Below are 15,373 nucleotides of genomic sequence, written 5' to 3'. Positions count from 1 at the left end.
AAGATCAAAAATATTTCTGAGAATTTGTTAAAGAATAAATGAAAAAATATTTTCATTTTGTAAATAGTTGTTTATCAGTGAGTTTGGGTGTGGGTGGGAGAATATTTTAATTTTTTATTTGCGAAAGTTTGGTTTGCTGAATTATTCTCTCTAATCTTGCAGAGAAGTTTCGAAGAGTGATCCTATTCAAATCTGTTCGGAATATTCAAAATTTATTCCTTTACTTCCATAATAAGTCACATTAGTGACATCTTAAAAAATCTCAGTAGGCTCGGTAAGAGCTATCTGACGATCATGTTAGTTTTCGATAGGCTGAACTTTGTCTGGTTCGTAAGGATCTGGTATGTCATGCCTTTCAATTGAGCAAAAAGAAAATCGGGTAATATTTATCCGGAAGTAATCTGTGCTTTTTTATCAGAAAACAAACCCCCAAAACAAACATTACCTTATTATCATTAAAATTAACCCATAAAAAATTACACCGATGGTTAAAGTTTTACTGCTAACTATTGAATTGTTCTTAGCCAAATGTTCGAAGCTGTTTTATGAAAATGCTTCCTATCAGAGAATGTATTTCTCTGAGACAGGGTTCGGTATGTATCACCGACTCGAAAAAAGCTGATTAATTATTGTCCATGTGGTAATTTCCATTGTAGTATAGTCTATAGGGTTATACTTTAATGGGGTGATTCTGCATGTACTTACATAAAGGATTTAAAATAACTCTCAGGCAGGAGAGGAGATATTCCATTGCCTGATTTTTAGGAAATTGTTCGGTTTGAGGATTGGAAGGACAGGGACATAATGAAGGAAAAGCAAATTTCATTGTAACCCGGTTGTTTCCGGATTTCAGCGTAAGAACTAATAAACAGACGAACGATGAGCAATTGTTTGCCTGAGAAATTACTGTCCAAGTTAAACCATAATCTACGGAATTATGAAGTTAAACCTTTACCCGAGGATCATCTTTTTGCTGCTTAGTTTTGTCATTTGTACTCAGGCCGCTGCTCAGATCAGTGGGGTTGTATATAATGATGTCAACTCCACCAATCGTCAGGATAATGGAGAGAAGGGTATGGCAGGCATCAATGTTAAGGCATATAACCGCAAAGGAGAACTGGCAGCGAGTGCTGTGACAGATAGCAGCGGGAAATATCAGCTTAGTATCCCTGCCGGAAGGAAAGTTCGTGTGGAATATACCAATGTACCGAATGGCTTTGTGTCTTCAGGGGTCAATTTTCTGAATGGCGGGACTGTACAATTCCTGACTTCCCCGAAATCAAATGTTAACGTCGGGATCTATGACCCGCTTCTTTTTGATGATGGCTATGCCAGAGTGGTGATAGCCAGCTATACCTTAGGTAGCCAGAAGAATGTAAGAAGTGATACAGGAACAGCCATCTCAATGTTTGACGCAGCTAAATTCGGGGCAAAATATGCTTTGGCTACCGCTGGTAAGGTAGGTGCTATCTGGGGTTTGGCTTACGATCGGAACCGGGAACGACTTTATACCTCTGCATTTGCCAAGCGACATGTAGGTTATGGTCCCTCAGGCCCTGCCGGATTATATGTGATAGATATTTACGGGAATGAAATCAAACCTTTATACGATCCTGCTCAATTAGCAATAGCCATGGATGCAGACAAGCATACAGGACTCGGAGAGCCCTACATGGCAAATGGATTGACATATAATTCAAATACAGATTCCTTATTTTTTGATTCAGTAGGTAAAACCAGCTTTGGCGGATTAGACGTTTCGGAAGATGGTAAGACCTTATATGCTATGAATCTTTATGACAGAAATCTGTATGCAATAAATCTTCCCAAAGATGGCAGTTCACCGGTTACGGCTAAGGATCTGACGATACTTAGTTTACCGCAAATCGGATGTAAGGAAGGCGAGCAACGTCCTTTCGCTGTAAAAGTATGGCACGGGAAAGTATATGTAGGTGTGGTTTGCGATGCTTCGAAGTCACAGAAAGTGAGTGATTTAAAAGCTTTTGTATATTCCTTTGATCCCCAAAGTAAGAAGGTTGAACAGGTTTTTACGATGAATCTGGACTATTTGAAAGGCTTACCTGAAGTAGGATATGACAGTAAAAGAGGATGGTATCCCTGGACAGATGATTTTGAAAAGGGTCTGGTTTCGGAAAGTTCCAATACCTGGGCGATTTATCCCCAGCCACTTTTATCAGACATAGAATTTGATAAAGACGGTTCGATGGTATTAGGCTTTATGGATCGTTATGGTCATCAGGGAGCAACAGGACTGGCAAATAAGAACGGGCCATACTCCTCACTGGTAGAATCGGGAGGAGATATTATCCGTGTGGCCTATGTAAACGGGAACTATGAATTGGAGAGTAACGGGAAGGCCGGAAAAGTTACTACGAAAGGAGCAGGTAATAAACAAGGTCCGGGTGGTGGAGAATATTATTTTGAAGACCACTTCAGACCCCGGAAAGATGACCGGGTGATTTCGGAAGAAGCCGCAGCTGGAGGATTGGCTATTTTACCATTCACAGGAGAATTACTGGCCAGTCACAGAGAACCCTTTTTGAATATTCCCTGGTATGTAGTGCACGGAATCCGGGTTTTTGATAACCAGACGGGAGCCTATACCAGAGCGATTAATGTGCCATCTGTTGGATTTGCGAAATCCGGAGGAGTAGGAGATGTGGAATTAATTACGAGTGCCCCTTCCATGGAAATAGGCTGCAGGGTATGGTCTGACTGTGATGAAGACGGGATTCAGGATGCGGATGAACCCGGGATACCAAATCTGGAGGTTCAGTTTTGGGTGGAAGGGAAGAAGTTTTCCCAGACACAGACCGATGAGAATGGCTATTTTAAATTCAATGAAGACAATCTGAATGGAGAATACCTGGCAGCAGGTGTAGATTATGAGATTAAGATTCCTTTGGTGCAAAGATTATACAGCAAGGGGTTGAAACTAACGGGCTATAAGAAGGGGAGTAATCCTGAGACAGATAATGATGCTTTTGCAGATGATACTTATGCGAACATAAGGGTTAACCTTTCAACCGCAGGGATGAATGAATACAAGCAGAATATAGGATTCAAATGTTATGAGACCCCGGCGATGACCACAAGTCTGGAATGTACCGGAACCGGAGAAACCCGGGTTGCGAAATTAAAAGCGGCAGGGTTTAATACAACCGATCATTTTGATTACAGTGCCGGAAACAGTTATGAAGGAGACATGGACTATGCAATGGCCAAACCGATTCCGGAGAAAGGAGAATTGTTTGCAGAAAACATCAATTTATACAAAGCTGCAACCTATACAGTAAGAGTTTTTAACAGACAATGTTATGCGGACTTTACAATCAGAACCAATGATAACAAGCAATGTTACACACAAGTACTCGGAACGGAGAAAGAAGAAGAGCCTGCTGATGAGATTTTAATGGTATATCCAAATCCTGCCGGGAAATTTGTAAATGTTCAATACAATGTGAAGACTCAGGCAAATGAAGTCCAAATGGAGTTATTCAACTTACAAGGCCAGGTGATTCGCAAAAAAGAAGTAAAGAAACAGGACGGAATGTTTAAGGCGGTATTCGAGCTTTCCGGACTAGGAGAGGGAACCTATCTTATTTCAATTAGTGAGGGATTGAATAGGGTAAGTAAGCGATTTGTGAGGAAAGAATAATATTGATTAAATCATAGAAGAATTGCATAAAACCGCAATGGTTGGTAATCAGTCACAGACGGTTTTACTAAAAAACTTTTCATTATACTTAAATACCCTTAGTAATGAAATTACACAATTATTATAAGAAGCTTGGTAACTTAATTGTATTGATACTTAGTGCCTTTTCATTGAATGCCCAGAATCTGGAAACTGTCCAGGAGACAGAGTATGACAATATCTATTTCCAGATCAGAAAAGTAAAGACAATAGATAGTTATTCTAATAAAATTACATCTTCTAACGGAGGTATTACATATGACAGGTATATTGAGACCACCTATAAATATCCCTTTGATTTTCCTGTAGATAATTCCGTAATGAATGGAATGACTAATGCTAATATGATTTCAACCGTGATAGAGGAAATCAAAGAATTGGTCGTTTTGAATGCTCCCAGAAAATTATTATCCCATACAAAAACTACCTATCAATTTGTTAATGGAACGTATTTACCGAAAATGATAGAAACCAAACTGGGAGATGCTCAGGATTTTGATAAAAAAATAGATTTTCTGGAATACGATACAAAAGGAAATCTTACAAAATATTGGGAAAGAAATGGCATTGTTACCCAGTTAGAATATTTTGGTAATTCAGATATCGGGAAAGTCAATTTATTAAAATCTCAAACGGTTGGTTTTGGAGGTTCTTCACCTCAAACGACTACATATGAATATAAACCATTGGTTGGCATTTCGTCAATTACCGATCCAAATAGCAGACCTACTAATTATGTTTATGATACATTTGGTAGACTAATTTCTGTAGATGGACCTGCGGGAAAGAAAGAATATTCATATCATTTTATGAATCAGGCTGTAGAAAATCCTATAGCTTCGGCAAATATTACTAAAACGGCCGTTGTCTGCGAGCTTTGTTGCAAGGTAGAGGCTGATGCAGGCAGTAACAGTCCGATTCAAAACTGTACCTCGGGCCAAATTACGCTTAATACCGGAGCTTCCACGACCGGAACTGATGTGACTTATTCCTGGGAAGGCCCTAATCAGTTTAAGTCAAATATGAAGAGCCCGATTATTTCAGGGGATCTTTCAAAAGCCGCAGGAATATATACCTTAACAGTTACCAGATCCAATTCAAGCTGTGAGGCCAAAGATATAGCCACAACAGAAGTTATTCTGGATTGTACTTGTCCGTTTACAGTAAACACCAATGGCACTACAACCGGGCCTTTAAATTGTTATGAGACGATCTTTTTGAAAGCAAATTGTCAGGGTTGCTCGACAGGAACGATTGCTGCAGGAGCGGAAACCTGGGCTGCCAATGGTCAGTTTTCGAATGGTGATACCGGATTTGGCTGTGAAGCACTTAATCATTTTATTACAGCAAATCCTAACAATATAGACGGGAGTTTTAACTTTTTCGGAGACCATACCGGAAACATCGGAGCTAATAATATGCTGTTGGTTGGACACTCGGAGAACAGAGAGGAAAAGGTATGGTATCAGACGGTTACTGTGAAACCCAATACCCGTTATATTCTTTCGGCCTGGGTGGCAGGAGCATATAATAACAACCCCAACAAAGTGTTTTTCAATATTGACGGACAATCACTTCCTGAAAAAATAGACCTAAGCAGTACTCCCGGTGGTCAATGGGTGAAATTGCAATCTGTCTGGATTTCAGGTACGGCTACCTCAGTGGTGTTTGCCATCCGGAAAGAGAATACGCAGGGACATAACTGGTTTGCGCTGGATGATATATCAATCTCAGAAGCCCCTAAAGCGGAGTTTGTATGGACCGGACCGAATGGTTTCTCTGCTACAGGAAAGAATCAGTTTATCAGAAATGTTGCCTTGAAAAATTCGGGCACCTATACTTTGAAAGTAACAGATAAAGGTTGTACAAAAATTATCAGTGTACCAATTACGGTAAATTGCCCCACCTGTACACAACCCATTACAGTAACTACTTATACGAACTCTCCGGTTTCATGTGGCAGTCCGATAATATTCAATACCTCAGCCACGAATGGTTCTGCCTTTAGCTGGTATAGAATAGATTCAGACAGTACGTTTACGAGTTTCCCAAATACTGAACGGAATCCAACTTTAACGGCTCCCAGCACACCTGGCCGGAACAGATATGCCTATGGTGTGGATATCCGTAAAGGAGGCTGTACGGCATCCTTTACCACCCCGGTAGAGGTAAGATGTGAATCTTCCCTGATCGATTTATCCTTGTCGTTAAGGGTAGAAGGAGGTTCAACAACGGTTGCGCAAAATCAGGTATTTCCGATTTGCGCAGATTTTAAGAATGAGGGATTAAACAATGTGTTTAGCGTAAGAGGAAAAGTGCTGTTGCCGGATTGTCTGGAGTTTGTAACCACTAATTCACCCTGGGGATTGAATACCGGTACGGAGCCCAATACAGGAGGATACTTTGAAGACATATGGTACAATTCTGCCACAAGAGAGGTATCAAATGAGTCTCCTTTGTCGAGGAGAGGAGCAGATTTCTGGAAATACTGGGGTGTTCCTATCGGGGCGGGATCAACCAGATCGATGTGTTTTTATGTAAAAGCTTTGTCGGCCGGAACGATCATCGTGAAGGGGCAGATCACAGAAAATGTAGATCAGTACCGGAAACAATATTTAGATGCGGATTCAGAACCTAATAATGGCTACGACAACGGAGAGGATGACAGAGCATTACTTACCTTGAATGCCGGAACCAATACCCTGGACATTAGCAAATACCAGGTATTAGCAAGTAATACACCATACACCGATCAACTGGATGTTACAACGACTAATATAGGGTGGAATACAATCATCAGCGATTCCTCCTGGATAAAGCTTGATAAAAAGACGGGAACTGCTGGTGTGACGACTGTTACGCTAAATTTATTAAACAACAACAGTCCGAAATCAAGATTCGGAAGTATTAAGTTCTATGCTGCCTGCGGACTGGAAAAGATTATCACGATCAGACAGTCGGGAAGAGAAGATTGTCCTACAGTCAGTGTAAGCAGCAATAACCCTTATTGCGGAGATCCGATTAAGTTGTACTCTCTGATTGTTCCCGCCAGTTCGAAGGATCTGGTAACAAACGGGGATTTTGAGTCAGGGAATACAGGATTCTCCTCTGAGAATATGCATATTTATGATCCTAATTTAGGAGGGACTTTATCATATTTTGTATCGGCTAATCCGAAATCAGAAACCGGAGGACTTTGGTTTACAGAAAGTGAATGTCAGGTTGAAAACAAAAACCCTGTCTGTTCCGTAATGAATCGTGTTCGTGTTATGTGGAGAGGGGATTGTTGTCAGGACAGACAAAACGGAGCGACGATACAGGGTTCAAACAACGGAGGGGTATGGGATGTACTTTATACTTTCGGCAATGCTCCGATTACCGGAGGCTGGCAGGATGTAACTTTAAGTAATACCAAGAAGTATTCTTTTGTAAGATTTGTAGCGAGTCCAAGCGGATATGGAGACTTGGCAGAAATAGAGTTTTATAGCGGAACGACTAAGCTTTCAGGCAGATTTATGGGATCTCCGGGAATCTGGGCAGGGATGACCTCTACCTATCAGGTTTCCAATACTGTAGATGGTAATGTTAATACAGTTTGGAGTGGTTCGGGTCCTGGTTCAGAGAACTATGTAGGCTATGAATTGGATAACTGCGGAGCAGCACCGGACCCAACAGGAAATACAGGCTTTGGCAAGCAATTGGCGGTGGTAGCTTCCTGGTCACCAGGTCAGCCTTTCTGGTCACAGACCATTAATGTAGATCCATATACAGATTATACGATATCATTAAAGACAGCTCAGCTGGGGAATTATGATAATGTACCAGTAAGACTGATTTTTGAAGTAGATGGAGTAGCAATCAATGTTCAGGATCAGACTTCACCATTTGGCTGTATCTGGAAGAAAATATCAGGAATCTGGAACTCAGGTCAGAAGTTTGGCCCGGTAAAACTGTTATTGAGATTTGAAAACCCTAATTCTTCAGGAAAGGTATTTGCGGTAGATGATATTTCAGTGAAACCTGCTGTGCAGGGAACAGTCTCAAATGCAGCCATTACCTACTTATGGACAGGACCTGGTTTTGGAGTCAACGATCCTGAACAATTTAAAGCAAATCCGGTCATTGCGAATTCAGATGCGAGTAAGTCCGGTAGGTACTTGCTTACAGTTACTCAAAATGGGTGTTCTTCTTCAGAGGGTGTTGATGTAAGTATAGGCTGTACATACCTGACTTGTCCGGCACCTACTATTACAGCAATAGGTAATGTGGTATGCGCAAATCTGGGTCAAACAGCAACACTTACAGCGGCAGGTTGTCCGGTTGGAAGTACAGTGAAATGGTCGGATGGACAGAGTGGGGTAACGATTACTACGCCAAAACTGGTAAATTCTACCGTTTATTCGGCAAAATGCTTAACAGCTTGTGGACTAAGTATCAAATCGAATGAAATAACGATTCATGTGATAGGTAAGTCAAGTCCTCCCCGAATACTATCGGATCCATCGGTTTGTGTTTATCCGGGAACAGACGGTTTTACATTAAAATCTACCGGTTGTGTGAATGGAACAGTCAGATGGTCGGATGGTCAGATGGGTACTGAGATCTGGATACCAGGTGGTCTTACGATGGGAACAACATTCACCTACTCTGTTAAATGTATTACAGAATGTAGTGAAAGTGACAGCTCTCCTGAGGTAAGGATAATGGTTTGTTGTGATATCGAAAACCCTGTTGTAAATGTCGTTCAATCCCCTGCCTGTAGTATAGATGGAAGTAATGTCATTCTGGAGGGAAGCTGCAGGTTTGGAAGATTAGAATGGTATGATAAAAATAAAGTTTATTTATCTCAAGGGGCCAGATTAGAGAAGCCTGTATATGATCCGACTACATTTTATGCCAGATGTATTAATCCAGGAACCTGTGTAAGTGATTTTGTTGGAATCAATGTAGATGGAAAGATAAAACCGAACAGGCCTTGGATAACTTCGTCTCCTTATCAGGTAGGGCCAAATCTGAGCGTACCAGTCAATACAACGATTTCATTAATTGCAGAAGGCTGTTCACCAACCGCTACTGTATCCTGGGCTATTTCAAATTATACTATTTCCAGTTCTAATGCAAGAGTTGTTAGTATTACACCGACTGCAGCCGATGTAATTATTTCCGCAACGGTGACCTGTAGTGAAGGAAATGGCTGTACCAGTGATCCCTCTGAAGGGATTAATATAACAGGAATTACTGCTCCATGTACCCCAAATACAAATTTTGCTATTATAACACCTGCTTCATCTCCTGCAAATGTACCAATAGGGGGTAGTACTACCTTAGTGGCTAAAGGTTGTGCCGGGAGAGTAGAATGGTATTATCCTGGTAAGATTCTGGGCCAGAGAACTGTAACAAGCAATAATACGGAAGAGGTGCCTTTTACAGTTCTGGTTGATAAAGCTGGAGATATTACTTACACAGTAACCTGTATTGAAGCAGGGAAATGCGATGCTTCTGATGCCAGAACAATAAAAGGTATTTCACCACTATGCGGTTTGGGGGCAAGTATGGCCTCTGATAATGGATGTGAATTGGCAAAACTATCAGTTATCGCTACCAAAAATAGTGTAGCCTATAATGATAATGTGAATTATTATTGGTACAAGAAGAATACATTAGGGAACTATGAGGAAATAGGAACTTCTCATAAAAGCAGCAGTATGATTGCAACGATAAGCGGGGAGTATCAGGTTAAGGTAGTAGATTCACATGATGATGGTTGCACTGCAATAACAAATTCTATTAATGTGAAGATTTTGAAAGCCTCAGCTATCCCCAAAATTATTGTTGACAACCAGGTTGTTTCAGATAACAATGTAAATGTTCCCTTGTCAGGATCAGTTCAATTTCATGTGGAAGGTTGTCCTGCTTATGCCAATCCTGAATGGTCTGTTAATGATGAATCGGGGATATTGCCAAACCCCGTGGTTTCAGGTAATAGCGGGACTTTCTCAGGATTTACCAAAGTAGGGTCTTTTACCATGAAAGTAAGGTGTAAAACAACAACAGCACCAAGCTGCTATACGTCTTATTCAGACATTATCGCTGTGACAGTTAACAACTCCCCATGTGATATAGGAATTAGTGCTTCGGCCACACAAGCAACAGTTTCAACAAAAATTACACTCACCGCACAAGGCTGTAATAATGGAAATATCAGCTGGACTGAGGGAGCTGGGGCTACAGCTTTGGGGAGTGGAAGAAGTATTGATATTATTAAATCAGTTGCAGGGGATTATATAATTACGGCTACCTGTTCAATAGGAGCAGCCTGTAAAGTCAATCAGAAATTGACGTTTTTAACATGTCCAACTCCTCCCGATTTGTCTTATAGCAACCCTAAGAATAAAGTTTGTCCTGGTCAATCTATTTTACTTGCAGCTTCAGGTTGCGATGGAGGAACGGTGACATGGTATGATGCAGCAGGCTCAACAACTGGTTTTGCGACAGGATTTACGCTGAATACATCTTTACCAAAAGTATGGGCAACCTGTACAAAGAGTGGATGTACAAGCGCTAAGAAAATGATTGAAACTCAGACAGAAATAGGGCAGGTGTATATTATACCGAATTGTGATAACTCAAGAATCACAGCCTACCCATCTGCAGGAGGTTATAAATATGAGTGGTATAAGGAGAACACTTTGATTGCAGGCCAGTCTGGCTCCAGCCTGGATATGGTAAATGGTACAGGACTTTATAAGGTGGTTGTTACTGGTGAATCAGGATGTTCCATTTCAAAGATCTATAATAAATTTAACGGGGATTTCAATTTTACTGTAGGCTTAACAGGCCCTGTAAGAAAGGATATTTGTGGATTTAATTATGAATTTAGCAGCACAGTACCATCAAACTCTCTTGGAGGCACTGATTCGTACGCCTGGTATGTAAATAACACCCCACTTGTTAATCAAAGTGATCAGACTAAATACCTCATTTACAATGCTACGTCCTCAAATAACAACTCAGTATATAAACTGAATGTTAGCAGGAAATATAATATCTATGGTGATAGCCTCAAAGTTCTCAATTCTTTTACCTGTACAGCAAGTGCAGGCATGCCTTTGACGGTGAATTTTTTAGCAAAAACTCCGGTTATAAATCAGCTGAGTTGTGCCTGTAATTCCGCTGTAACAGGCACACTAATGGCTACAGGTTGTGGAGAAGGTGGTGCTACAGTTAAGTGGAGTAACGGAGCCACAGGTCCGAGTATCAGTGTTTTGCCAGGGTCTACCGTATATACTGCAAAATGCGTGATTGACAATTGTGAAGGTGCTCCATCGGAAGGCAGAACAGTTCAGCTCTGTGGTACTGCCGGTAACTGTCCGAACTGTACTCATCCATTTGGTGAATATGGAAGCACTACAGGTCAGGATCTTGCTGAAACCATAAAAACATTAGGAGGAAACGTAACTAAAAGCGTCACGGTGAATTTTGAAGCACTTTGTATACCTGATTGGTTGATTTTGTCAATACAAAGAGTAGGGGAAAGCGATTGGGATGTACTACTTGATACCTGTGTGGGCGATGGTATTATAGGATCAAACTCTAATTCTGCCTCCAAAACTTTTACCGTTTATCCCGGCGATAAATTGAAGATGAAAGTAAAAGCCGTATGTAGAGACAAATGTGCTGATAACCCCTCATATGGTTGTTACAAATGCGATAACGAGGGACAATCTGCATGGCGCTTGTCGTTTAGTTGCCAGGATCTTTAAATAACTGTTGCCCCCGGTTTCAAGCTGAGGTGAAAGGAAAAGCTTTATACACTTTTAGTATAAAGACTATCAAATTGTACTTATTGATACAGATTTAGGTTTGATTGAGTTTAGAAAACTTTATGAAGAAGGTCAAACGTGTTTTCGTACTAGTTGTAGCATTGTGCATCCTTTTATGAAAATAAACCTTTAAAAACTGCCTAATATCTAGTAAAATTTATTATAAAGTTAATATTTAAAAAGCTTTACATAATTATGAAGAATAACAAGATCTGTCTGGTATTTTGCTTTATTGTAATGAGTTGTCTTCAGGCTCTGGGTCAGAAGAGTATTATACCACCATCACCCAATGCTGCCTCATTAGGGAAATATGGAGATATACCTGTTAATCTGAGTTCTGGCTTACCGAGTGTAAATATTCCGTTGTATACAGCTAAAGAGCGGTCAATTAATTGGCCGATTAGCCTTTCTTACAATTATTCAGGGTTTAAGCCGGCAGAAGAAGTGAGTATAGCAGGTAGAGGTTGGAGCCTTAATGCCGGAGGTGTAATAACCCGGGTAATAAGAGGCTCCTGGCCAGATGAAAAGCGACTAAATGGACCGGGACACGAGGGCGGATATCTTTATAGTGGAGTCAAGGCTATGGAGGTAGTAGATACAGCAAGCGGTGCCTGGAAATGCACGAGTAACTGTCCACCTCCTGCTTATTTTTCAGCAGGGAATGTATATGATGGTCAGCCGGATATGTTTTATTTTTCCTTTGGTTCAATTTCCGGTAAATTTTTCTTTGGAATAGATGGAAGTCCCAAAATTGTATCGGATCAAAAGCTAAAAATTGAGTATACTCTGGTAAAGGAGAAATATGCAGGATTGTTCATTGAAAATGGAATGACTGATAATATTATTAACTGGACAATTACGGCAACGGATGGGACGATCTATAAATTTGGCTTCACAGATATAAATTCAGCAGCTTTGAATGTTGAATATACTTACCCCAACGATGGAAGTACTGAAAGAGTAATAAATGCCTGGCATTTGTATGAAGTTGTTGCTAATACAGGAGAAAAAATCATTTTTCAATATGCAAATGATTTTATAACATCAGGTACAAAATCTGTTTCGAAATATAGAGAAACAAAGACGGTTACCCAATCTGGTATAGGGGGAATCAGCGGAGGGGGAGCATCTGCCGTTAGTTATCTGTTGCAACGAAGTACAGAAAACCTGTTAAAAAGGATTGAAGGGACTAATTTTAGAATAGATTTTATCCCAACCCAGTATCAAGATGGTAGTAGCAGCTATAAATTGCTAGATAGTGTAAAAGTCTTTTCCAAAACACCAGGCGCTGGATTGTCCTTGGTTAAAGCGTATGATTTTGGTTTCGATTCGAATCGAAATAGTAAATTGTTAGTATCCATCCAAGAATTCGGATCAGGTGCTGACAGGTTACCTTTTTATGAATTTGAATATTACAGGGCATCACAATTAACGAATATTGATGGTTGGAGTTTAGATATTGATTTTAAAAATTATTACAACTATTATGATCGACTGCATAATGGAACTAATCACAATACAACACTTTTGGTGGATAACGGAGCAAACAGAAGCCCTAACCTGGAAAGTACTATGTTGGGGGCGTTAACCAAAATTAAATACCCAACCGGCGGATATACGGGATTTGAATATGAGTCAAATGATTTCAGTTATGTTCGTGAATCTCCTTATGTAGGCCCGGGAGGTCAGAAAAAAACAACTGCTCCGGGGTTAAGGTTGCGTACAATGACTGACAATGATTCCAGAGGTAATAATGTTGTAAAGACATATGAATATAGGAGTTTTGCCGATACTACCTTGTCGAGTGGCATTGCATGGGAAGAGTTGGACCCCTATTCAATTGGATTTGGAGCATTTTTGCAATGCGGTCACAATTATGGTTTTGTGATAGAAGGTCTAAGCTATTGTCCTTCAAGATATATAGAGTTTTATCGGGTATATAAGTCAGAACCATTTTATGCGCTTTCCAAAGACCCTATTTATTATTTTAATGTGCGGGAAAAGGTTGGAGGTTCAACTTTGAACAGAACAGATTATACATATACGTCCCATTTTGATTTTCCGGATTTTATGGGAAGTTCATATGGATTGAGTAATAACAGGATGGGATCTGTTGCGAGTAAGGATTTTGCAAGATCTTTACCAAAGATAATACAGTATTATAATAGCGAAGGTACTTTGGTTTCAGAAAAAAAGATGGAATATGTGTTGAGCAATCGCTATAAATCACCGGGTGTAGATATTGATGATATTTTAACGACTCGACCAGCGGGAGAAACGTATGTCTTCATGAAAACGATATATACATATTCGGGGTGGTTGAGGAAGGTTAAAGAAACAGTTACTCAATATTAACTTTTATAGTCGTAGCCCTGACTATTGGTTGCCTCAAAAGTCTGTTTGCCTATATTTCATTAAGATCTCTGTCTGCAAAGATTTTTCGTGCAGAGGATTCTGTGACAAATAAATTCACTTTTGGTCTACCAAGTCGTTAACAGAGTTTTAACTATTTACTACATAAGAATATGAATAGAGTATTACAGACATTGTTACTTATACTGGTTTGCAATTCAATATATGGTCAAAGTGCGACACTGAATTATGTGCGAGAGACGATACACAAGGAATCAACTGTAACAGTTGGAGACTATTCCAATCCATATAAAGTACAGCATAAGATTACGTATTTAGATGGTTTGGGACGAGTGATACAGACTGTTATGGTTCAGCAGGGGAGTAAAGGGGAGGATATTGTAATTGGGACAGAATATGATAATTTTGGTCGTCAAAGCAAACAAACGGTTCCTTTTTCGGTAGTTGGCGGTCAGGGGATTTTTGTGGCAAGTCCGACAGAAACAGCTGTGACTCAATACAACAACGATCCCCGGGTGTATTCAGAAACGAGTTATGAATCATCCCCTCTAAACCGGGTGATACGTCAGGCAGGAGCTGGTCAAGAGTGGGTGGAAGGGAGTAAGGATCAGAGTGTACGAGTTCGGTATCTTCTCAATGATGGCAGTGAAGTACTTCGATTTGAAGCGGGAATTATTTCGGATACATCAATCACAGATTTGACGAGTTCAATAACTCCGAATGGTTTTTATGGTTCAGGTCAGCTGTCGATAGTAGAGACGGTAGATGAAAATGGTACGAGTTTGCTAGGGAATCATCGTTTGCGAGAGTATAAGGATAAGAGCGGTCGTGTTGTCTTAAAGCGTGTTTTTACGGGTGATGATGCGAAAGGTCGTCTGGATACGTATTATGTATATGACGATCTTGGGCAATTACGAGCCGTAATACCCCCTAAGTTATCGGGGATGTTCATACCTGGGGGAACGTCCTTATCAGCAGTGGATAAGAGTAATTTTAATAATCTTGGTTATTTGTATCTGTATGATAACCGTGGTCGTTTGTCCAAGAAGAAGTTACCGGGCTCGCAGGTAGTAAAAATGGTTTATAATGATCAGGATTTACTTAGCTCTAGGACAGATGGTAGAGGGATAGTGATAGCTTATGAGTATGATGGCTTAAACCGTTTGAGGAAGAAAAAACAGGGAAATACAGTCTTGGAGCAGTTTTTTTATGATGATTATGGAAGTGTATCCAATGCTTTCAATGCAGATTATAAGTTAGATGCGATAGACCAGGCGAATGTAAAGGGAATGTTGACGGGGAAGACAGCAGCAATCTTAAAGTCGGATGGAAGTATAAGTGGGGAGATCTCGACGGGGATTTATTATGATGTAAGAGGTCGTGTGGTCCAGACGGTAGAGAATGGGTATGGGGCAGGGGGGACAACCAGGCTGACGACGTCTCATAAGCTATCGTATAC

The 15,373-nt window shown here is 40.4% G+C and carries 4 protein-coding genes; all 4 read left to right on the top strand.

Features of this window, described 5'->3' with window-relative positions; translation table 11 throughout:
* Positions 1 to 937 precede the first annotated feature (937 nt).
* Positions 938 to 3,679, top strand: a complete 2,742-nt coding sequence (locus tag BM179_RS10080) for an SdrD B-like domain-containing protein (protein WP_092016233.1) — start codon at positions 938 to 940, stop codon at positions 3,677 to 3,679.
* Between the two features lie 104 nt (positions 3,680 to 3,783).
* The gene (locus BM179_RS10075) at positions 3,784 to 11,481 is read left to right on the top strand and encodes a galactose-binding domain-containing protein (protein ID WP_092016230.1); all 7,698 of its coding nucleotides are present in this window, start codon (positions 3,784 to 3,786) and stop codon (positions 11,479 to 11,481) included.
* A 255-nt stretch (positions 11,482 to 11,736) separates the two neighbouring features.
* Positions 11,737 to 13,896, top strand: coding sequence for a hypothetical protein (locus BM179_RS10070; protein WP_092016228.1), 2,160 nt, complete (start codon positions 11,737 to 11,739; stop codon positions 13,894 to 13,896).
* A gap of 170 nt (positions 13,897 to 14,066) precedes the next feature.
* The coding region (locus tag BM179_RS10065; RefSeq protein ID WP_445482596.1) for a DUF6443 domain-containing protein at positions 14,067 to 15,373 on the top strand (1,307 nt) is incomplete at its 3' end.

Source organism: Pseudarcicella hirudinis (assembly GCF_900115665.1).
In the GTDB taxonomy this organism is placed as follows: domain Bacteria; phylum Bacteroidota; class Bacteroidia; order Cytophagales; family Spirosomataceae; genus Pseudarcicella; species Pseudarcicella hirudinis.
This window is presented reverse-complemented; position numbering and strand designations above follow the sequence as displayed.

Bases quoted from the DNA above. Each gene is read 5' to 3' on its own strand.
- BM179_RS10075 (WP_092016230.1), top strand. From the start codon at position 3,784: ATGAAATTACACAATTATTATAAGAAGCTTGGTAACTTAATTGTATTG.
- BM179_RS10080 (WP_092016233.1), top strand. From the start codon at position 938: ATGAAGTTAAACCTTTACCCGAGGATCATCTTTTTGCTGCTTAGTTTT.
- BM179_RS10070 (WP_092016228.1), top strand. From the start codon at position 11,737: ATGAAGAATAACAAGATCTGTCTGGTATTTTGCTTTATTGTAATGAGT.